Source organism: Kordia aestuariivivens, assembly GCF_014397005.1.
Taxonomy (GTDB): Bacteria; Bacteroidota; Bacteroidia; order Flavobacteriales; family Flavobacteriaceae; genus Kordia; species Kordia aestuariivivens.
In genome coordinates this window covers 396,586-419,302 of record NZ_JACGWS010000002.1, presented here as the reverse complement: position 1 = coordinate 419,302, position 22,717 = coordinate 396,586, and the positions used below count along the sequence as shown (strand labels likewise).

The 22,717-nt window shown below is 31.4% G+C and carries 20 protein-coding genes and 1 tRNA gene; 7 read left to right on the top strand and 14 right to left on the bottom strand.

What is annotated here, in order from left to right; all coding sequences use genetic code 11:
- Window positions 1-569: 569 nt before the first annotated feature.
- From H2O64_RS05235 to H2O64_RS05225, 3 genes are read right to left on the bottom strand one after another with little or no spacing between them, the layout of a single operon-like run.
- Window positions 570-1,697, bottom strand: coding sequence for an OmpA family protein (locus tag H2O64_RS05235; RefSeq protein WP_187561103.1), 1,128 nt, complete (start codon window positions 1,695-1,697; stop codon window positions 570-572).
- 20 nt (window positions 1,698-1,717) lie between these two features.
- A complete protein-coding gene (locus H2O64_RS05230; RefSeq protein ID WP_187561102.1) occupies window positions 1,718-3,814 on the bottom strand; it encodes a hypothetical protein in 2,097 nt (698 codons plus the stop codon).
- A 22-nt stretch (window positions 3,815-3,836) separates the two neighbouring features.
- Window positions 3,837-5,759 (bottom strand): hypothetical protein, encoded by a 1,923-nt coding sequence (locus tag H2O64_RS05225; protein ID WP_187561101.1) that lies wholly within the window; start codon window positions 5,757-5,759, stop codon window positions 3,837-3,839.
- 139 nt (window positions 5,760-5,898) lie between these two features.
- On the opposite strand from H2O64_RS05225, the gene H2O64_RS05220 reads away from it, so the two are divergent.
- Together H2O64_RS05220 and H2O64_RS05215 are read left to right on the top strand one after the other, a co-directional pair.
- Entirely contained in the window at window positions 5,899-6,441 is a 543-nt protein-coding gene (locus H2O64_RS05220) for an RNA polymerase sigma factor (protein ID WP_187561100.1), read from the top strand.
- A gap of 3 nt (window positions 6,442-6,444) precedes the next feature.
- Window positions 6,445-7,155: a tetratricopeptide repeat protein gene (locus tag H2O64_RS05215; RefSeq protein ID WP_187561099.1), complete on the top strand. Its 711-nt coding sequence runs from the start codon at window positions 6,445-6,447 to the stop codon at window positions 7,153-7,155.
- Here H2O64_RS05215 and H2O64_RS05210 read toward each other — a convergent pair.
- From H2O64_RS05210 to H2O64_RS05170, 9 genes are all read right to left on the bottom strand, one after another.
- Window positions 7,135-10,197: a CHAT domain-containing protein gene (locus H2O64_RS05210; protein ID WP_187561098.1), complete on the bottom strand. Its 3,063-nt coding sequence runs from the start codon at window positions 10,195-10,197 to the stop codon at window positions 7,135-7,137. The two genes, H2O64_RS05215 and H2O64_RS05210, sit on opposite strands and share 21 nt — an antisense overlap.
- A 319-nt stretch (window positions 10,198-10,516) precedes the next feature.
- A tRNA-His gene (locus H2O64_RS05205) sits at window positions 10,517-10,592 on the bottom strand.
- A 123-nt stretch (window positions 10,593-10,715) separates the two neighbouring features.
- A complete protein-coding gene (locus H2O64_RS05200) occupies window positions 10,716-10,928 on the bottom strand; it encodes a hypothetical protein (protein ID WP_187561097.1) in 213 nt (70 codons plus the stop codon).
- Window positions 10,929-10,939: 11 nt separating this feature from the next.
- Entirely contained in the window at window positions 10,940-11,656 is a 717-nt protein-coding gene (bshB1, locus tag H2O64_RS05195; RefSeq protein WP_187561095.1) for a bacillithiol biosynthesis deacetylase BshB1, read from the bottom strand.
- A 234-nt stretch (window positions 11,657-11,890) separates the two neighbouring features.
- Window positions 11,891-12,673 carry a hypothetical protein gene (locus H2O64_RS05190; RefSeq protein ID WP_187561093.1) on the bottom strand — a complete coding sequence of 261 codons (783 nt, stop codon included), beginning with the start codon at window positions 12,671-12,673 and terminating at the stop codon, window positions 11,891-11,893.
- Window positions 12,674-12,747: 74 nt separating this feature from the next.
- On the bottom strand, window positions 12,748-13,284 hold the full coding sequence (locus H2O64_RS05185; RefSeq protein ID WP_187561092.1) for a hypothetical protein: 537 nt from the start codon (window positions 13,282-13,284) through the stop codon (window positions 12,748-12,750).
- 121 nt (window positions 13,285-13,405) lie between these two features.
- Window positions 13,406-14,563, bottom strand: coding sequence for a trans-sulfuration enzyme family protein (locus tag H2O64_RS05180; protein WP_187561090.1), 1,158 nt, complete (start codon window positions 14,561-14,563; stop codon window positions 13,406-13,408).
- A gap of 47 nt (window positions 14,564-14,610) precedes the next feature.
- Window positions 14,611-16,020 (bottom strand): MATE family efflux transporter, encoded by a 1,410-nt coding sequence (locus tag H2O64_RS05175; RefSeq protein WP_187561089.1) that lies wholly within the window; start codon window positions 16,018-16,020, stop codon window positions 14,611-14,613.
- A gap of 210 nt (window positions 16,021-16,230) precedes the next feature.
- Window positions 16,231-16,842, bottom strand: a complete 612-nt coding sequence (locus tag H2O64_RS05170; RefSeq protein ID WP_187561088.1) for a glutathione peroxidase — start codon at window positions 16,840-16,842, stop codon at window positions 16,231-16,233.
- 676 nt (window positions 16,843-17,518) lie between these two features.
- Between H2O64_RS05170 and H2O64_RS05165 the strand changes: the two genes are divergently transcribed.
- From H2O64_RS05165 to H2O64_RS05155, 3 genes are all read left to right on the top strand, one after another.
- Complete coding sequence (locus H2O64_RS05165) at window positions 17,519-18,106, top strand: CHAP domain-containing protein (protein ID WP_187561087.1); 588 nt, start codon at window positions 17,519-17,521, stop codon at window positions 18,104-18,106.
- Between the two features lie 41 nt (window positions 18,107-18,147).
- Window positions 18,148-18,516: a hypothetical protein gene (locus H2O64_RS05160; RefSeq protein WP_187561086.1), complete on the top strand. Its 369-nt coding sequence runs from the start codon at window positions 18,148-18,150 to the stop codon at window positions 18,514-18,516.
- A gap of 177 nt (window positions 18,517-18,693) precedes the next feature.
- Window positions 18,694-20,964: an aminotransferase class III-fold pyridoxal phosphate-dependent enzyme gene (locus H2O64_RS05155; protein WP_187561085.1), complete on the top strand. Its 2,271-nt coding sequence runs from the start codon at window positions 18,694-18,696 to the stop codon at window positions 20,962-20,964.
- Between the two features lie 98 nt (window positions 20,965-21,062).
- Here the strand turns inward: H2O64_RS05155 and H2O64_RS05150 are convergent, their stop codons facing one another.
- Window positions 21,063-21,269, bottom strand: coding sequence for a hypothetical protein (locus H2O64_RS05150; protein ID WP_187561084.1), 207 nt, complete (start codon window positions 21,267-21,269; stop codon window positions 21,063-21,065).
- Between the two features lie 297 nt (window positions 21,270-21,566).
- Window positions 21,567-21,776 carry a hypothetical protein gene (locus H2O64_RS05145; RefSeq protein WP_187561083.1) on the bottom strand — a complete coding sequence of 70 codons (210 nt, stop codon included), beginning with the start codon at window positions 21,774-21,776 and terminating at the stop codon, window positions 21,567-21,569.
- Window positions 21,777-21,938: 162 nt separating this feature from the next.
- Between H2O64_RS05145 and H2O64_RS05140 the strand changes: the two genes are divergently transcribed.
- Together H2O64_RS05140 and H2O64_RS05135 are read left to right on the top strand one after the other, a co-directional pair.
- On the top strand, window positions 21,939-22,163 hold the full coding sequence (locus tag H2O64_RS05140) for a hypothetical protein (protein ID WP_187561082.1): 225 nt from the start codon (window positions 21,939-21,941) through the stop codon (window positions 22,161-22,163).
- Between the two features lie 38 nt (window positions 22,164-22,201).
- The gene (locus tag H2O64_RS05135) at window positions 22,202-22,717 is read left to right on the top strand and encodes a hypothetical protein (RefSeq protein WP_187561081.1); all 516 of its coding nucleotides are present in this window, start codon (window positions 22,202-22,204) and stop codon (window positions 22,715-22,717) included.

Below are 22,717 nucleotides of genomic sequence, written 5' to 3'. Positions count from 1 at the left end.
TGAAGAGATCAAAAACCTCATAAACAAAAAAAGCCTTCCGTTAAGAAGGCTTCATAAAAAGGGTAAAAGACGGGATTCGAACCCGCGACCCTCGGTACCACAACACGAAAGGGTCGTTTGTAACATAACTGGTTATCAATTATTTAATTCTCAAGGAGTATTGAAAAACCCTCGATTTCTATCAAAAACTATACTCTTAAACAATACTCCACGCAGTATTAAGAATACTTAGTAGATTTCACTTTTTTAAGAAGTAATTTATTTGGCCTATTTACAAAGAAATTTTAAACAAAAGGATTCATGTCAAGTCGTGTTCATGAAGGATAACCCCATGCAATATTTTGGCTTTTATTATCTTCAATGTCAAGATTCACAAATGTTCTTCCTGCTCCTAATTTCTTTAAATCCCAAATTGCGTGCTTCAGCTATAATTTGGTTTCGGATAAATACTGAAGGGCATGAACTTGAGAAAGTTTGATTCTCAATTGAAAAGTTTTTTATTGCTTTCGATTGTGTTTGAAAGACATTAAGAATTAATACTATTATTATTTTAATACTCTTTTTTATAATTAATCGCGATAACGATATTTACTTTGAGAAAAAAAGTGTCCTACATTAGCACTGAAAAAAGAGTATCTATTCATTTTAGTATTAAACTTTCTAATTTTAGATTCTGTTGAATATGAATTATATATTTTTCCTGCAATAAAACGAGCTCTAATTTTATACTTTTCATGATTAGACAGCTTACTTATTTCATAAGATATAATAGAAAAAAGAAATTTTTGACTGTTACTATAATAGTCATGACTTATTACATTTGATTGATATTTTGGAAAACACTCGTTTGTAAATGCTTCTACTATCACATCATACAATTCTTTTCTATTTTTTGCTATTATTTTGGTTTGATTGCTTGTAAATAAATCAATAAAAGAACCAAGAGTATATGTAGCAAACAATTTTGCGAGTTTTTTTGGATTTTTACTTGCTGCCACTGTTTTTTTAATTAAAGTTGTAGCTTGATCTTTAAATTCATCCTCATCATCAGAAGGCCTGCCTACGCCTGGTAATTCTTGTAAATGATATCCTTCTTTGATTGCTTTGACATACGGTTTTATTAACTTAAGAAATATTTTCTCTCCTTCTTCTATGTCGCTATCCAGCGTTTTTGCATTTAAATAATCTGCTACAAAATCTTTGACTTCTTCTTTTTCTTTAAGAACAAAAATTGGCTCTACTCTTCGATGATATACATAATCTTTGAGTCCATGAAAACCTTCCGATTTAATACCATAGATATCTTTATTTCCATATACCTCAATGTTAATTCTAGATTTAGGAATTCCTTTATTTATTAAAAATTTCTTTACCGCAGCTCCTCTTTTAGTGGCTAGTTCTTTATCGTAAGATTCTTTTTCTCCACCACTACTAAAACACTGAAGAGTAATATCATAATCTGCATATCTAAATCTTTTTTCTAGCATTACAAAAATGCCGCTCCACATAGCCGTTTCAGAGCTTTTATTAAAATCAAAAGCAAAAACATATTGTTTATCTCTAATTGCTTCTTCCATGCTATATGTTTTACTACGTTCTTCCGCTTCGGTTGGAGCAACCCAATTTTCTTGCGCTTGAAACGGTGTTGTTAACAGCATTAAAATTAGTACTGTTATTACTTTACTATAATATTTCATAATGTGAGTTTTAAATGTATTTATTCTTTTGTCTTATTACTTTTAAACATGCTTTCTTGGAGTGTAATAAATTTAGTGTTGGTAAAGGAATTATCTTTTATAATATCTCTATGACCAAATTCATAGTATGCAGTACCAGTTACTTTAATTGTATAATTGTCTGAATATTTCATGAAATTAACCTCATCTTCTGAGCCTTTTACAGAATGTGAAGAAAACCTTTTAGGTCCTCGAAATACGGTTTTATCTTCAAATAAAAACTCTAAGGATATTTCTATATATTTTAAAGTACCTTCTCCAGTATCTTTTAAAACAGGCGATAAATTGCTTGTTATTTTAATAGCATCAATGAGTGTAGATGTATTACTTTCTACTACATTAAATTCATTTATCAGATCAGTATAGTCTAATTGTTTTAAAATAGATTCAGGAATTTCAAGAGTTATTTCTTGATTATCTTCTTTTTGCCCTTGACCAGTTTTATAATCTAAATTAAAAGTATTATCATTAGCAAGAAATAATTTCAACAAGCTTAAATTTTCTTCAACTAGGTCAAACTCAAAACGAAGAATTTGATTGCCAATAGGTATTATTCTACCAATAGTTTTGCCATTTGCTTTTAGAGGTTGTGCATTTATTTCTAGTAAGGCTTTGGGAGGATTTTTTTCTAAAACCAACCCTTTTGTATGTAATACTTGACCAGCCGCAGTAAATTTTTCAGAATTATAGCCTAATTTAGATTCAATAGTTAATGAAAACTTTGAGTCTCCAGTAGCGTTATAATAAACATCTCCTAACTTATCTAACGTTCCTGTAGCTTCATTTTTAACTGGTAAAAGTGTTGCCTTAGTAGGTATAGCGTAATATTTGAATGCCTTTTGGGGCAAATCGTTAATATTACCATCTACAAGAATTTTAAGGCTTCCTATTGATCTATCTTCATTAATTTTGTCTTTGTTATATTTTCTATCAAACGTATCGCAATATTCTTTATAAAGACTATGATATTCAACATCACCTCTTAGTATGTCTGTATTTATTTTACTTCTATAGGTTTGAAATTGCGCTAACCTCTTGTCTTTTTCCCAATAACTTTCGCTAGGATTTTGTAATTCAGTTGCTATTTGACCAAGGATTTCTATGTATAATCTATTTAAAAGGAGTCCTTCATTTTCTTTAAATGGATCTATATATAGTTTAACAGAATTATCATATACCCAAAGCGGTGGTGATGGTGTAAGTTCATTTGTATTTAGTCCTTTATAAGGAGATTGATACTTGATTTTCTGTGACGAGAAAACAAAATCAGTAGGAGAACTCCAAACGCTTGATAATTGGATTGGTTTTTCATACAGTATAGTACCAGCAATAATTTTAATATAACTTCTATTTCCAATTTGAAATCTCCCTCTAAGGTCTACTTTAGAAGGACGACCTTGACCTCTATTTGTTGTAGTTTTCTTTGCTTTAGAATTTCGTTTCATATTCATAAAACCACGAGCAGAAAGAGGAATAAATAATGTGTCTGTAACTATGATATGATCTGTCTGTTTTTTGACTTCTAAATTGTCATATTTATCTTTACCCACTAACCCAATAACAAAAAGATTAATGTTTTTATGGTAGTAAACATTTGTCTTACCTAGAACACCTTCCATTGTAACATTACCTCCATCAGTTGTTTTTGAAATCCAGTTAGTATGAGGAATATAATTTTTAACATTAAATTCTTTTTGTGGAATGTGAGCTTTAGATCTAGCAACTGATTTATATGACTTATAGGAGTTAAACGTTACCGTATGTACATACTTTTGTTTATTCTTATAAGTAGGCTTGATTTCTGTTGACTGAGGTATATCCCAATGTCCAACAGATTTATTTGTACCTAGAACCCATACCTTTTTTTTGTTAAATGGCATATAATTTCGTTGATACAAACTACTAGAAGTAGTTGTTGAGCGTGCTGAAGGTCTTTTATAACCTATAATACTTTTTATACTTTTTTTAGTGGTTTTTGGTTTTTTATTAGTTTGTGCACTTTGGGTATTTTGTGCGAATAATGAACCTGAAACCAATAAGCAAAAAAATAATATGATAACTTTTATAGTATGTTTCATAATACAATATTTAAGAGCATATTTAGTCATTATTAAAAGTTCTCCAATCTTGATTTGACAATGTATTTTGACCTAATTCTATTAATTCTGTTTTTTCTATTTTATTTTTAATTGTCATAAACGTTACTTTACTAGACATGGAGTTGTCGTCTTTTGGCATTAAAATAACAATAGGATTAGGAGGACCATAAGTTCCATTTTCAACATAAGGTCTTATGGTTTTTTTAATACTTAAACCTCCACTTTTAAACTTGACTTCGGCATAATCCAAATCTGCTTTATCTCCTGTTATTCTATAAAAATCTAAAGAGCTACCATCAATTAATATCTGCCTTGTAAGTACCCCTAAGGCATCCATATTTTTATTCCCTTGTTCTAGTTGTACTTCCTTTTCGATAATAAAATCACTATTAAATACCTTTGAGAGCACTTGTAGTTTAATTTTGAACTTAGGCTCATTTCGTTTTTCAATATCTTTTTCGCCTATCAAATTAAACCGTATATACTCAATTTTAGCACCTTTAAAGTTTGTCCAGCCTTTATCTTGTGTCCATTTAGCAGCTTCACTATGTATTTTACCTTCACTATTTGTATAACTTATATCTAGGGCTAACGATCTTAAATCAAAACTTGGTGGTATATCTAGTAATCCTATTGCTATGTATGGAAAAGCATCATTTGCATTAATATCTATAATATGACCTTTTTCTTTTAACTCTTCTTCTGTCATATTAAACTTTGAAAACCCAATTACACTAAAGAAGTTAGTTGTCCGAGATTCAAGAAATTGAGTTCTAGAATCATAAGAAACTGAACCTTCTTTTCTCTTGTTAACATTTTTCACTGAGTTTTGATATCCAAACTGTATGGCTTTTTCGGCGTCTGTAATTTTATCTAATAATTTCTTTTTTATATCATCATCTTCAGTACTTGCAAACATAGATTGCAATTGGTTTAAATGTGCTTCTCTCTCTTGATACTCTTTACTCATGACTTCATTCTCTATCTTATCTTTTAACTTTTGAAAATGCTGATCTTCAAGAGAATTAGCAATTGTATCACATTTAATTCGTTCAATTTTAATATCGTTTGTTTGTTCAAGGCTTTCTATTAATTTGTTCTTGGTTTTGGTGCCTCCAAATTTGAATTTCCAAAAACTTATACCGCCTTCCTTTTTGGTTTGTTCTTCATAGAATTTATACACATTCTTCCATGATGCTTCTATGCTATATCCACAAGGAGGTGTTAATCCTCTATACTTCATTTTAACTTGAATTAGAATTCCACCTTTTCCTGTTGCTAGCTCTGAAATAACTGCTGCTCCCAATGCATTTAGATTTAGACTAAATCCCATTTTTTGATTTGCAATTAATGGTCCTTGAAAAGCGGTTTTAGTATCTGGGTTTCCTAAAAACTCTCCTTTATTAGTGAGTATTCTAAATTCACATTCTTGAAGTGGTATTGCAGATAATCTGATATCTCCAATTTTTTTTCTCAATTGAGGTCTTTTTGCTTGTTCAATTTTTTGAACTTTTTTTAGGATATATTCTTTCATAGTTTCAATAACCTCTGGTTCGGCAGCCATCGTCATTGTACCTTGTAAAATACCTCCTTCCACAGTTCCATCACCATTATCGTATTGATAACGTAGCAATGCTAAATCTGGAACTTCATTTCCATCTGTATCTTTAGTCTTTGTAACTTCAAGACTATTAGGCATATAAAAATATTGATCTGTTATTACAGCATCTCTAAAAACGGAGTATGTTTTTTCCTCTCCATCATTTGTAGTTACAACAATATCATCAATCCTGTTTTCTGCAGCTAAACTTGCTTGTGCATACATTGAAGGTTGAAATCCGACAAAGCATCCTATAAAGAATAGTATTAAATAAAGATTCGTATTAAAGTGTTTCATGGTGTTTTTGTTTTCTGAGTTTTTCATTGTGATTACATTTATATTATTTTTAAGTTTCAATTTGTTAACACTACTCCTTTATGTTGTTATTTTTAAAAAGTAAACATCAATTAATTAAAAAAAAATCTTTACTTAGATGTTTACATTAAAAGCAATTAAATACTGAATGATAGAGAGCAAAATATTAGAGGCACTTAAAAATGATGATAAGTCCGTTTTAAAATCGGTTTACTTAAAACATAAGTCTGCTTTTATAGGTTTTGCTAAAACGTATACGATTGATAATGAAGATGCGCTAGATATATATCAAGATGCCATTATTGCATTACGTGAAAATGCATTAAAAGGCCATTTAGATAATTTAAAAAGCGAATTGAAAACGTATCTTTTTAGTATTGGGAAATACATGTTTTATAAACGTTTAAAAGAAAAGAAGAAGTTACATTTAATTCATTCGACCAAAGAAACAAATGATTTTGAGGAATTAGAAATAACTGATATTGATTACAATTTTAATACGAGACAAAGGCAATTGCAAACAGCATTTACGAGTTTAGGTATGCAATGTAGAACGTTACTAAATCTATTTTATATGAGAGGTTTTACATTAGATGAAATTGTAGAAGAATTGAATTATAATAACAAGGATGTAGCAAAAAGCCAAAAATCAAGGTGTTTAAAATCTTTAAAAAAAATAATTAACGGTTAAGAAATGGATAAATCGGACTATATACTAAAATATTTTGATGGAACACTTTCTAAAGAAGAGTTGCAAGCATTTAATACATTATTAGCAGATGATAGTGACTTTAAAGAAGAGTTCGAATTCCAGAAAGAATTACAAGATACTTTAGTTTTAAATGATCGAGAACAACTAAAAAAAGAAATTCAAAATTGGGATACAACTAAAAATAAGCCTCGTTTTAAACCTTGGATGGCAGCAGCTAGTTTACTAATTTTACTTGGGATTTCGTGGCTATTCTTTTCTAAAACGCAATTAAATAGTACAGAAGATCTTTATGCTTCTTATTTTGAACCTTACAGGAATATAGTACAGCCTATAGTTAGAGGCGAATATAAAGATGATATAAAATCTAAAGCTTTTAAGGCTTATGAAGCTAAAGATTATGAAAACGCAATTCTATATTTTAATACAATTTTAAACGAAGAACGAAACACGACAATTTTATTCTATAAAGCGAACACGCTATTGCAATTAAATAAGACTAGTGAGGCCATAAAAATACTGGAAACAAATGTTAAAAATACGGATACGTTACAAGACCGAAATTTATGGTATTTATCACTAGCATATTTAAAAGATAACAATATTGATGCCTCTAAAAAAACACTAAAACAGTTACTTTCTCAATCTAAATTTAAATCTAAAGAGGCGAAGACTTTAATCGAAAATCTTGATTAATTGTTTTCTTAGAATAATTAAAAAAAGAGGGATTACAATAAAAAGTAACCACCAATAATTAGTCCCAGTTTCAATAGGCGATATATCTCCCGAAAGCACAAAACCTGCCCAATAAAAAGGGTGTTTTAAAAAAGAGTCTTCTACAGTATTTAGATACTCTAGTTTTGCAAGTTGTAAAGCCTTATTTTTTGGTGTTCCCGATTTTAAATAGGTGTAAAAGGACACCATTATTTGCGATGTTTCTTTATCTGGTACTTTCCATAGACTCATCACTGTGCTTCTAACTCCAGCATATTGAAATGCTCTAGACATACTCATTACACCTTCGCTTTTTTCTAACTTACCAAATCCTGTTTCGCAAGCACTTAAAACCGCTAATTCGGCATTAATTGGTAAGGTGTAAATATCTGAAGCTGTTAACACTGAATCTTGGGCAAATATTAACTTACTGTATAATGGATTGACCTTATCAATTTCTGCATGAGTTGCTAAATGCAAAATAGAAGAATTTTGAGTAGACTTTATGAAACTTTCTACCGTAGCTTGTTCACCTAAAAACGTATCTCCTCTCATTAATTTAGCCACAGCTTCTATTTCTATTTTACTTGAAGTGAGCGCGTTATTTGTTTTAAATTCTGGTGCAAAACCAACCCAATTCCTTGTGAATTTAAAGTCAAAAAAATGGTCTTGTTGTGTTTTTAATAAACTTGCTGAACCCGAATAACAAATGATATAGTTTTCTACTAAAAAAGCATCATCTTTTATTAAAGCTTCAAATGGTAAATGGTTTAATTCTTTATCAGGAATTATAATCAATCGCTTTGTGTCTACATTTAAATCTTTTACTAACAGCTTATATAAGGTTTTTGATTGCTGCGTAAGATCTTCTCTTTTATTTAATCGTTCCCTAAATACTTGCAAAACAGAAAGAATGTTTTGCGCTTTTGGAAGCTCAATAAAGTTAATTTCAGATTTAGATATTGTAAAAACATAGACTTGATTTTCCCCTAAGAAATATTCGATTACGGTTTCATCATCTTTTAATATGTTATTTTGAAGTTCCTTAATACCAATCCCTTTCTCACTATATTTTAACTGATAATATTTAGGATGTTCTATTTCAATTTTTGTGAAAAGACTATCTAATGCTGTTCTACAAATAAGCTGCTTACTTAACAGCTCGTCTACATATTCGCGATCTGTCTCTTCAGCATTTTCTTCATAATAAATTTCTTTTTTTAGACGCGCTAACTCATGATTTAGCTTGTTTTCTTTTAGTAATAAGGCTTGAGGAACATTTGCCATTTTTTTAAATCGAACATCTTGTACTCCTGCAACGAGCGCACTACTTCTATTGAGTTCAGATAACTCAAAAGCTTTTTCAACATACATGAAATCATGAGTTGAATTATATAATATATAAGATGCTTCAATGGCTTTAGCTACAAAATAATTCATGCTATTATTAACATAAATCCTTGATTTACTGCTTGGGTAATCTTTCTTGATTTTGAATATTAATTGTATTGCATCATCAATATTCTGAATGTTTTTTTCAAGAAGTTTCAAGTCTCCTGACTCATTATAATCATGTAAAGCGATGTTTAACTCTAATGTCAATGCATCTAAACCATAAAACAAATTAGAGTTTTTAGCATTCGCTTTTATAACTTCAATAATTTGTAATGCAGTCTCTGGAGCCCCTTTTTTGAAATAATTTTCTGCTTCGAGCACTAATACCCTTAAATGCGTCTCGTGATAATTTCCATACGTCGTTATAAATTTCCCCTTTGCTGCTTTTAAAGCTGCTATAGCCAAATCATGCTGATTCGTTTCAATATAAATGGTTCCTAATCCAATTTCTGCGTACGCTTGAACAAGCTTATTATTAATAGACTTTGCAATGGTAATGACTTCGTTGTAATTTTTTTCGGCTTCAGTAAAACGCTTCAGTTCTACTTGATTTTCAGAAATGGACAACAAACTCTCTGCTGTCCATCTATGGTTGGCTCCATAGGTATTTCTTCGTATTTCAAGTGCCTTTTTGACATATTCAATACTCTTTTTATAATCTCCTTTTAATTCAAAAATATTTGAATAGGCTATATATGCAAAACTCGTATTTGGGCTATTTTCTCCATACCTTCTAATAGCAATTTGTAATGCTTTTTCGGCATACTCTTCTGCTTTTTCAAGATCATTCTTACTAAAATAGGTGTTTGTAAGTGCCACATAAATATCTGAAAGAAAACCGATCTCTTCTCCTCTATCTGATAAATCATACTTAGCTGCCTTATTATAAAACTCGATAGCTTTATCATAATCGCCTAAATCTTCATACACAATACCAATATTATACTTTGCTATAGCAAGTTGATAATTATCTGCATCTATAGCTTGCTTTATTTTATAAGATGCATTATAGTAATACAATGCACTATCCAATTGATCTTTTAAATAAAACCCAACACCTATAATATTTAATAGAGCTGCTTTTTGTTCTTGATTTTGGTCATTAGTGTATGACAACGCTTTTTTAGCCGAAATAATTGAACTATCATGCCTGCCTAAATCGATTTCTACGCGACTTTTAATTTGGTAAGCATTAGCCAAGTATTTTTCTGTCTCTTTTTTTGCTTTTAAATGATTGATTAATGAATCGGTAATAACATAAGCCTGCTGAAACTGACCTAGAAACTTTAAACTCAAAGCTTTTCCAGACATTAAATCAGCATACATACTATCATTGTTAATTTCACCATGCTTTAAATAAGACAAAGCCTCAATACTATAGTCTAGAGAAGAGTTATAATCACTTTGAATACTTTTAATCTTTGAAATATATGATAGACAAATAACAACATCTAACGCGTTTTGCTGATTTAGAAATTGCTGTTTAGCTAATTGAAAATTTTCTAGAGATTGCTCGTACTGTTCAGCATTATACTGCTCTTTTGCTTTTTCGTAATATGTATTACTATTTTGTGAGAAACAAGTAAAAGTTTCGATAAAAAAAAGGAGAACTATTAAACTAAATCTCATATATAATAAGTGTTCAACAAATATACTAAATAGATTGTTGAGCAAACTAATGCTTAGAACACAAGGCTATTGAAATAGAATAACTTACCATTTTATTGTTCTTTAAATCTCTATTTAAAGAATTTTGTAATATCTCTATAATAAATTAGCATTGTTAAATTCCATCCTAAGGTCGCCAAATCATAAATATCTAATTATCAAATAATTAAACGCTAAAAATCTAAAGCACTAAATTATAAGAGTATTGTTTATTGCAATTTTAATAAAAGAAAAAAACATATAAAAACAAAAAAGTCGCTGAAATTCAGCGACTTATAAAGGGTAAAAGACGGGATTCGAACCCGCGACCCTCGGTACCACAAACCGATGCTCTAACCAACTGAGCTACAATTACCATTTGTTTTGCGGATGCAAATATAGGATATTTTATATTTCATACAAAGCAATTATAAAACTTATTTTACTTTGTTTTTTATGTGTGTGATTTTAAAAAGATTAGCTTTTAAAAAACTCCATAATTATCCGAAACATCCACAGATTATGCCTATTTGACATGGAACATATTGAGTGATGTGATTTAACTTGAAAGTCTCAGGACTTATCTCATATAAAGGAATCATGACAAAGATAAATACTAACACTATTGCCATCAGCTTTGTTCGTAACGAAAATCTTCGCGTGCTAGACGCATATTGTAATTGAAATGGATCGTATGACTGTTCTTCTTCCATATTGCTATTGTTTAAATCAAATCTGTAATTGAAGCTACTGCAACATAACGTTCCGTAGTGAAGCCTTCTGCGTAATCTACGCCGATTAAGCGACCTAAATCCCGTGCGCGGTAGTTAATGCTATCAATAAAATTTTTACTCGTTATAGGCGTTTCTGCTTCGTTGCTCTTCGGATCATAAAATTGTGAACTATACGCCAACACCGCTTCTTGCTTTGTATCAATATATCCCGAAACATCAACTACGAAATCTGGTTCTATATTTTTCCATTGAATGTAATGATACACGTGTTTTGGTCGCCACTTTTCTTGTGGTTTTCCGTCGAGTTCTGTTTCAATCTTTAACAATCCGCTCAAAAAACAAGCATCGCTCACCAATTGACTTCCTTTTCCGTGATCAATATGGCGATCGTCAATCGCATTACACAACACAATTTCTGGTTGATATTTGCGAATCATCTTAATGATTTCCAACTGATGTGCTTTGTCATTCTTAAAAAAACCATCTGCAAACGCAAGATTTTCTCTGACTTCCACACCCAATATTTTCGCAGCATTTGCGGCTTCTACATCACGTAAATCTGCAGAACCACGCGTGCCTAGTTCGCCTCGTGTCAAATCGACAATACCAACTTTTTTACCCTTGGCAACTTCTTTGGCAACTGTTGCGCCGCAACCCAATTCTACATCATCCGGATGCGCGCCAAAAGCTACTATATCTAATTTCATACGTTTTCTTATTCTTTTTTTGGGCATTCCAATTTATTTCCTTGCTCAAAAGCAGTAAACAAATTGTCGGGCTATTCGTTATATCTCCCAATGAAAAATTGGGAGGATGCCACTGCTATCCCTAATGCAAAATACCAAGTTCGTTCAATTTACCTTTTTGAATCACGTATTCAAAATCAGCTATACTATGGTTCTTTGCTTTTTACAAAATTACATTATTTTGTTTACTCCAAACTACATACGCTTCATGATTTCTAGTTCTGTAGTTCCCATTTTTACAATCAAGCTATATCCGCGAGGTATTTCTGAATCAGATTCATACAAATTTGTCATTTTTTGAATTGCTAATTCTGAGGCTTTTAAATCGCCTTTTGATAAGTGATATTCAGATAAGTATAAATATCCATACAATTTGTTGAGACTATTAGTATCTGACGCTAACAATTTATCAATCAACGGCTTCACTAACACGTCATTTTCAACATTATCATCAAATAAATATAAATCGATAATTTCATAAGGTTCCCCTTTTTTGCATTCTTCTTCTTTTTCTTTTGAATACAAATCTTTTCGATACACTAATTTATCACCTTTCATAAAATACCATCTTGCTAATTGATCTTTAGGATCTGGACGTTCTTCAAATTCTCGAGTAGCATTGCTGAAATTTGTCAGCATGATAAATATATCTCCTTTTTTAGGATCTTTTTTTGTAAAATAAACTACTTTACCTATTGCAGGAGTTGTTTCTTGGTATTCTATTCTCACTCTATCTTTAAGCGTTACTCCATTGTATATATTTTGTAAAATTGTCGTCATTTCATTATACGATAACTCTTCATGTAAATTCAGCATAAAAAAAGAATCTGCAAAAGTTTGGTGTACAAAGTAAAATTTAGAAATCCCTAATTCGTGTGTAGCTGTTTCGTTTTCTCGAAGAATTTTAAATTTTTCTTTAGGACTATGATCAAAAGTAGTCAGTAATAAAGTAAGTGCGCTTAGTAGTAATTTATTCATAAAGTAATTGGTTATTTTTTATAATTTTTTCAAAGAATAACAATATAGTGCAAATTGAAATATTAGAAATGAAATTAACATTGCTTTATCACTTTTGCAATGTATTTTAGAATCCGAATTAATTGTTCTAAATGTTCCACACTATAAATTCCGTACGATGGTGTAAGTATGATTTGAGATTCCTTTTTTTGCGCCGTACGAACGTAAATCATTTCCCAAAGAATATCTTTAATGAACGCTTCGTTTTTTACGAGCTTTTTATGAAGATGCACATCGCCACCAAAATAGAACTGTTTCCGTACTTTTTTAGGAATAAATTTTGTTTTCTTAGGAAAGAAAAAGTCTTTTACGTTTCCCCATCTATTTTTGGGAAACATATGCAACTCTGTGTCATATATTTTATCTAAACATAAAATAATTTTAATAGGTTCCGCAGTTCTTGCAGCATCTGAAGGTTCCGAAAAGTTAATATAAATTTTACTGCCATCAATTTCTAAAATTCCTGTTTGTGTTTGATAGGTATATTTTCCACCGGGCGTATATATACTTTCCTTATTGTCTTTTAAATACGTTCCGTTGTGTTTTTTTATAAATTTTTCAATGATATTCATACACTAATAGTATAAAATTGCATTCAATTGTTACGTAGCTAACCTAAACAACGAATTGTGTTTTTAATAAAAAACCTCAATCGTGATTAATTGAGGTTTTATATCTATTTAAAATTATGACTTATTTTTTCTTCGCCTTTTTTAACGCTTGATTAATATCTGAAATGATATCTTTTCTATTTTCAATTCCAACGGAGAAACGAATTAAACCATCTGCAATTCCTTGTTTTGCACGTTCTTCAGGTGTTAATAATGCATGTGATGTTTTGGTCGGACTCAACATGGTACTTTCTACACCCGCCAAACTCATGGAAGGTTTGATCATTTTGAGTGACTTGAAAAACTTCGTCACATTGTATGCTGGTTTTAGCTCAAAAGATAGCATTCCTCCAAATCCTGACATTTGCGATTTTGCCAATTCATGATCTGGATGCGATCTCAATCCTGGGTAATATACGCGCGCAACAGCTCCATGTCTATCTAGATATTTTGCGAGTTTTAGTGCATTCTTGTTTTGCTGTTTCACACGAATTCCCAAGGTTTTCATGCTTCTTTCCAACATCCAAACGGTAAAATCACTTAAACTTCCACCTAAGTTTTTCCCTAATTGAAAGATCTGGTTTATATGTTCTGCGGAAGCGGCAACAGCACCCGCCAAAATATCACTGTGTCCACCAAAATATTTGGTCGCACTATGAATCATGATATCAATTCCCATGGTTCCTGGCAACTGATTTACAGGACTTGCAAAGGTATTGTCAATCATCGTGACAATGTTGTGTTTTTTGGCAAGTTTGGCAACTTTACGAATGTCTGTAATTTTCAATAACGGATTCGAAGGCGTTTCTATATAGATCACTTTTGTGTTCTTTTTGATTGCCTTTTTGAAGTCTTTAACATCCAAACTTTCCGTGAACGAATATTCAATTCCGTATTTGTGAAATTCTTCCAATACCAAATTCATCGTTCCGCCATATAGTGCATTTTGCAATACAATATGATCTCCTTTGTGCAAAAAGGCAAGTAAACTTGTGCTTACAGCTGCCATTCCGCTTCCAAAAATCATTCCTGCTTCTGTGTGTTCTAAAGCGGCTATTTTTTTGCTTAATGCTTCTTGATTTGGCGTATTAAAATATCGCGGATACCGCTTTACATCCACATCATCAAACGCATACGAACTACTCATATATAAAGGAGAAACTGCTCCTTTGAATTGTTCATCTTTAACTTCGCCTATATGTGTACAAACTGTATTGAGTCCTAAATTTTTCTTTTTCATAAAGATGATTTTGTTGCTCCCAAATTACAAAACTATGTGCTATAATCCTAGACTTTGATAGTCTTCCATTTTCCTTTTTTGAATATGATCATTCCAACAATCGCAATTAAAACTTCTGCTGCTGTAATTGCCCAAAATACACCTTGTGGTCCATATTCCAACTCTATTGCTACGATATACGCAAACGGCAATTGAAATAACCAAAAACAAAGAATATTTATATGCGTTGGCGTTTTCGTATCTCCTGCTCCATTGAATGATTGAATGATAACCATTCCGTATCCATAGAAAATATACCCAACGGCAACAATTTGCAAACACAACGCGCCATTTTCTACCACAATAGTTTCATCCGTAAATAGACGAATGATTTCTTTGGCAAATATGAAATAGATCACAGAAACAATTGCCATTAACCAAGCATTGTATTTTCCAGTTTTCCAAACGGACGTTTCTGCTCTATTTGGTTGCTTTGCTCCTAAGTTTTGTCCAACTAAAGTTGCCGCGGCATTACTCATTCCCCAACAGGGCAATAGTGTAAACATCACAACACGAATAGCAATTGTATATCCTGCTAAAACATCGCTTCCAAATTCAGACATGATACGCATTAAGAAAATCCAACTTGATGTTGCAATGAGAAATTGTCCAATTCCACCTAAAGAGATTCTTAGCAAATTCATCATAATGGTGGTTCGCAATACTAAATCTTTGAATTTGATTTTAATGGCGCTCCAACCATAGAAAAGAATTCCTAATTGAAACAGTACAGCACTTCCACGTCCAATGGTTGTAGCAATAGCTGCACCTTCTACACCATACGCAGGAATTGGTCCGAATCCGAAAATAAATATTGGATCTAAGATAATATTAAGTCCATTGGATAAAATCAACGCTTTCATAGCAATAGAAGCATTTCCAGCACCTCTAAAGATTGCATTGATCAGAAATAATAACATGATCGTCATGTTTCCGCCTAATAGAATTTGTGTATACCCGTAACCTTGTTCTATAAGTTCTGGTTCTCCGCCCATTAATCCTAAGATTTCTTTTGGGTAAAGAATTCCAATAACGCTGACAATACTTGCTATGAATACTCCTAAAAATAGTGCTTGCACTGCTACTTTTGAAGCGCCATCTGGATCTTTTTCGCCTATTCTTCGGGCAACCATTGCTGTTGCTGCCATACTTACGCCAATGGCGACAGCATATACTAGCGTAACTACAGATTCGGTAAGTCCGATAGTTGCAACGGCATTTGTGCTGACTTGGGAAACAAAAGCAATATCGACAATTGCGAATATTGATTCCATCAACATTTCGAGAATCATAGGAATTGAAAGCATGAAAATAGCTTTTCGAATGCTTCCAGTGGTAAAATCATTTTGAGCCCCTTTTAAAGCTTCTTTGAAATATGAATAAAGTTGTTTGATTGATAACTTATGGTCTTGTGACATCTTGTAAAATTATATATTGAATGCAGTAACCTCAAGAAGATTGGGTTACTTAAAAGGGTCGAACTACATCGACAGGTTCCGAATATATATTACTTACAGTTCCATAAGAATACAAATATCGCTTTTTTTTCTGATTATGCAAATTGCATATCTTTTCTAGATAGAAATGATCTTACTAAAAAGCGATATTGTTATGTTTAGGTATCATTTTTATTGTTCAATCCAACTCAGAATACTTTCATCGTTTGGCAATGTTTGTGGCGAAATTACTTTTTCCAACTCACCTTTTGCGTTGATTAGATATTTTTGAAAGTTCCACGCCACCTCAGAATCTTGCAATCCATTTTGTGATTTTTGCGTTAAGAATTTATACACTTCGTGCATATCATCTCCTTTTACAGAAATTTTACTCATCATTGGAAATGTTACACCAAAATTTGCTTTACAGAATTTTGCTATTTGCTGATCGCTTCCAGGTTCTTGCGCGCCAAAATTGTTTGCAGGAAAACCAATTATCGTAAAGTTTTTATTTTTGTAAGTTTCGTATACTTCCTGTAATTGCTCGTATTGTGGCGTTAATCCACATTCGGAAGCTGTATTGACAATGAGTACTTTTTTTCCTTTTAAATCCGCTAATTTAAAGTCTTTTCCAGCAATATCTTTCACTGTAAATTGATGAATTGATCCTTTTTCCATAATTTTTTCAGGTGTTTTTTTGGTAGTTTTTTCTTGAGTTGAAGCCATATCTTTAGCTTTCTCATTAGAAGGTTTTGACGTGCAACTTACGGCGCACAATACAAGTACTAGTATAAATACTCTCATTAGTTCTTTGGTTTTTGTAAAAATACGAAAGTATTTATTTAGGATAGAATGTTCATGATATTTTTTATATACTCTATTTAAAATGTTTTTTTTCTTCTTTAGACTAAAATTACTTACTTTAAAACAAATCAAATGTACTCAAGATGATTAAGGATATTTATAAAATGACTAAAGCTATTGTGATAGTTCAACTAATAACAAATCTTATATTAATCTATTTCTTCTATCTAAAATTTAAGTCAGCCATTTTATTACCAATAGAATACAAGTTGTTTACTTGGGGTGAACTCTCGGTAACTTCTTTTATGAGAGAATTTCATTTTGATTTTATGCTAATAGTCATAGGTCTTTTTTCAGCATTTACTTTATATCAAAATCATAAAAATGGTTGGATTGGTAGTATTATTTTTTGGCTTCTTTTATTGACATCATTAATAGTAACTGTAACTTATCTTAGTTTTACTGACGCGCTAGATTTATTTATTTCAGATTATCTTTTAGCAATTATATTAACTATAATTTCAATAATGAGTATTGTTATGTTAACTAAAAAATCATTTCAAGAAAAATACGGTTTCAATCTTAGAAATAAGATCGTCATTATAGTTGGAGTTATATTGCTCACAATTAATTGTATGTATTCAATAACATTAGTATAGCAAGGAATCTACTAGAAATGAAACGAAAATTCCTCTTATTTTTTATTCTTATTGGGTTTTGTATTGGCTTGTTGAAATTATCACAACATGTAAACATCAATCCTTTCCGAACTGTTGGTGAAGAGTTGGATGCATTCAACAATGTTTCTGTCTATTATAATGGAGCTGTAAACCATGTGGAAACACGAAATGTAACGAAAGATGGTTATAATCTTGGTTTAGAGTTTCAATGTGTTGAATTTGTCAAACGATATTATTACGAATACTTACAGCATAAAATGCCTGATAGTTATGGACACGCCAAAGATTTCTTCAATCCGAATGTAAAAGATGGAAAACTAAATACACAACGAAATTTGATTCAGTACACAAATGGAAGTAGTTCGAAACCAAAAACAAATGATATTTTAGTCTTTACAAGTTCTTGGTATAATAGTTTTGGACATGTAGCAATTGTAACAAAAGTTGTCGAAAACAAAGTTTTTATCATTCAGCAAAACGCTGGTCCATTTAGTAATACACGTATTTCTTACGATTTGACTCATGAAAAAAATTGCTGGAAAATTCCAGCAAGTAAAATTGTAGGTTGGCTACGAAAAGAATAGTTTTACATCTCTGATAAGCTCTATGTGACACCATATAACAAATGAAAGACAAATATCTCAAAAATTTCAAGGACAAAACGAAAGCTGAACTTACACACATTGTAACAAATCCGAAAGAATACAATCAATATGCCGCTGCAGCTGCACACGAATTGTTACGAAAGAAAACGGCAACATTTTCGGAATATCAAGCACTAACTAATGGAAACACTTTTTCTTCAGAAACTACTAGAAGTAATAAAAGTTCAGTAGACAAAAGCTTTCTAGAGGTTTTTTTAACCATCTTAAAATGGATTGGAATTATTTTATTCTTTCCATTGTCATTAGTTGTCGTTGGTTATTACAAGAACAAAAAAGCAAAGAAAGAATACTACGCAAACAATCGTCCGCATAGTGAACGTAATACTTAAGATTTCTGTTTTTACAAAGAATGAAAATAAGTACTCTTGGCATACTTTCTTGCCTGGCATACATCAAGGTGAACGATAATTTAATACCTTAGATTTGTACAACAGTCACAATGACTATACGTAATTGTATATTTTCACAACTACACACAGCCGAACCATTGTAATACATTTTGAAAGATGAAAAAACTAATACAAGAACAATTTGAATTTGGTGCGTTAGAAATCAAAAGACTCAATGGTTACGAAAACGTCAACTATCTTATCGATAGGAGTTTATCTAAAAATATTTTTAAGACCTATAAATACAGTAAAGAGTTGCTTTCAATTCTTGAAGCTGAAAACAAAGCACTCTTGCACCTACAAGAGGAAAATGAAGATAAATTTCCTAAACCAATTCCGTTCGCTAATGGCGATTTTATAAAAGTATTAGATATAAATAGTGAATCAACTATTTGCAGAATGCTCTCTTTTCTTGACGGGGAATTTTTAGGTGACACAAAAGCCACTAGCGAACTATTTAAGTCATTCGGAGTTTTTCTTGCACAAATGAATATTAGATTTCAAAAATTTAATAGTTATGTCCTTAAAGCAAGACAATGGGAATGGGATATTCAATATTTACATTTGAATAAAAAATACATTGCTGATATTTCCAATCCGCATGACAGAAATATTGTCAACTACTTTTTTCAGCAATTTGAAGAAAATGTAACTCCAATTTTACCAGCCTTAAGAAAACAAATTATTCACAATGATGCAAATGAGTGGAATGTATTAGTGAAAAATGGAAAAATTTCTGGAATCATTGATTTTGGCGACTTGGCGTATTCTTTATTAATCAATGAGTTATCCGTGGCAATTACCTATGGTTGCTATGATAAAAAAGAGCCTTTAGAATGGGCTATAATTATTCTAAAATCATATCATGAAGTGCTGCCTTTGGAAGAAAAAGAAATAAAGGTTTTATATTATACAATTGCTGCCAGACTTTGTATAAGTGTCTGTAATTCGGCTAATTCAAGAAAAACAAATCCTGACAATGAATATGCCACTTCTAGTGAGAAACCAGCTTGGGCAATGCTGCATAAATGGATAGAAATTAATCCTACACATGCAGAAAATCAATTTAGAAAAGCTATTGGCTTGCCAAGTAAGCAACCGAAAACTACTGAAGAGGAAATCAACAACAGACTTAAACATATTAGTCCAATTTTGTCGTTAAGCTACAAACAACCTATCGCAATGGCACGTGCTGCATTTCAATACATGTATGATACGCACGGTAATACTTTTTTAGATGCATACAACAATATTCCACATGTAGGACATTCACATCCAAAAGTTGTCGCTGCTGGACAAAAACAAATGGCACTATTAAATACAAATACTAGATACTTATATGATTTATTACCAACGTATGCAGAAAAGTTGTTGTCAAAATTTCCAAAATCCCTTAACAAAGTGTATTTCGTCAATTCTGGAAGTGCCGCAAGTGATCTAGCGATGCGAATGGTAGATGCGCACACCAAACATGAAAAAATAATGGTAATGGAACATGGGTATCACGGAAACACACAGCTGTCTATAGATATTAGTGATTATAAATTCAGTAATGAAAAAGGAGATGGAAAAAAGAACCATATTTTAAAAACGCCCATTCCTGATACATATAGAGGAACATACAAAACAAATGATGGTAGTGCAGGTCAATTATATGCCAAAGACGCAATTAAAAAAATAGCACAATCAGAACTACCGATAGCAGCATTTATAAGTGAACCAATAGTTGGATGTGGAGGTCAAATACCGCTAGCTAAAGGATATTTAAAAGAACTATATCCTGTCATTAGAAAACAAGGCGGAGTATGTATAAGTGATGAAGTTCAAACTGGATTTGGTCGCTTGGGAGATCACTTTTGGGGTTTTGAAGCGCAAGAAGTAGTTCCTGATATCGTAATTATTGGAAAGCCAATGGGAAACGGACATCCAATGGGAGCGGTTATTACAACAGATGAAATCTCCGATTCCTTTAGTAAAGGTGTTGAATTTTTTAGTTCCTTTGGAGGAAATCCTGTTTCCTGTGCAATAGGTTTATCCGTATTAGAAGTAATCGAAGAGGAAAATTTACAAGAGAATGCAAAAATTGTCGGTGATTTTTATAAATCGCTTTTTATGGATCTTCAAAGTAACTATGATTGCATTGGAGATGTCAGAGGATCAGGACTGTTTATTGGTGTGGAAATCATAAAGAATGAAGCTTTAGATCCAGACACAAAATTAGCAGCTCACATCAAAAATGAACTTAGAAATCAGCACATACTTATAAGTACTGATGGTCCATTTGATAATGTACTTAAAACGAAACCTCCATTATGTTTTACGAAGGAAAATGCACAATTGGTTGTAGAAAAGATGGAAGAAGTATTAAAAACGTATTACAAAAAGTAAAGAATTTGAAACACGCATTGTTGGTGTCTATTTCTCGTTTGACAGCTATACTTAAAACCTTCTCCATTTTTAGAGAAGGCTTTTTATTTAATTTAGGATTAACTGAGTGGCGTAATACTTAAGCAAATTAGCCTATAAGTACATGGGGCAATGCGTCTGTAAAAACATCCTTCTGGCGGTGGAGCTAATTGTGGCTCTTCACACGGAAGTCCATCAATAGGAATTGGTCCTACTGCTCCTCCATTAATTGTTTTCTGTTCAGTTTTACTTAAAGCTTTTCCAATGCTTAAAATTTGTTTTTTCATGATTAAATAATTTAAAAATTAATAAAAAATTTTGGTATTACAAATTACACCATAAAAAATGATTTCCAATTTATAAAACCCTTTATTCATGAATATGATCGCAATGTTTTACGGCATAACAACAGTGAAAACATATTTTGGAAATTATCAGGTTTAGATATTTTGTGTGATTTAATTCTAGAAGATAAAATTGTCGGTTGGTTGCAGAAAAAATAAGTCGCTATTGTTGCTACAAGTGAGCGTATTTAAAAACCTTCTCTAAAAATAGAGAAGGTTTTTTATTTAATTTTAGGACTATTAGTATGGCGTAATATCGAAGCAAACTAGCTTGTAAGTAGGACATGGTATTCCTGGAACTGTTATATAATGACAACCTTCTGGTGGTGCAGCTAATAATACTATTGGACATGGATTACTTATTCCTCCAATACCAAGTGATCCGCCATTAATTGCTTTCTGTTCCGTTTTACTTAAAACTTTTCCAATACTTAAAATTTGTTTTTTCATGATTTAATAATTTAAAAATTAGTGGTTATAAAAATATTTTTGTACAACAAATTACACAATAAAAATGATTTTTCAATTTATAAAACCGTTAAAGCGAATAATGATATATGTATAACCGAAACTTACTTTAATTCTAGTATATTACATTCATAATTTATAACTATGAAATTAAACTTAGTGTCTTGTGATGCGCAACGTCCAGATAAAAGAGCGATCGCCAAATTTATTGCCGAGATTTCAACAAACATGAATGAATCTTTAGCGAATGAACTTACAGAAATACTCTTAGAAGGAGACGTTGTCGATATTGAAATAGCAGATAAAAACACAGGTTCTGCGCTAAGAACTTTACGAAAACTAGATATTGACTACGAAATTGTAGAATGAATTAAATTACGAATAAGAACGTCTGTAAACTATAAAAAATGTTGAACGAAATTGAAAATAAAATCCCAATACATGTAGATTTGGCTCCAAATCGAGATAAAGTTTATTCTGGAATTTGTTTAAAATCGAATGATGAAGTCTTCATTTTTATTTGTTTTAATGAAGATACCAAAGAATTTGATGGTTTCGCAATCATCAGAAATTATGAAATCGAACAATACAGAGCATGGGACGAAGAAGAACTCAGTGAAATAAAAAATAATAATTACTCAGATTTTATTGGACAATTGGCACTCGAAAAAATGGACAATATGTCCCAATGTCTATCAGAATTAAAAAATCAAGAATTAGTAGCCATTTTTGATGAATCTGATGATGATACGTATTTTGTAGGTAAAATTGAAACTGTAATGGATACTGAAATAGCATTAAAGCTTATCAATGAAGATGGAGAATGGGCTGAACCTGAAAAAATAAAAATTGATGAAATACAATATATCGGATTTGGAACGAGTTACGAAAAAGAATTGCTAAATAAAAACGCTTTACAATAA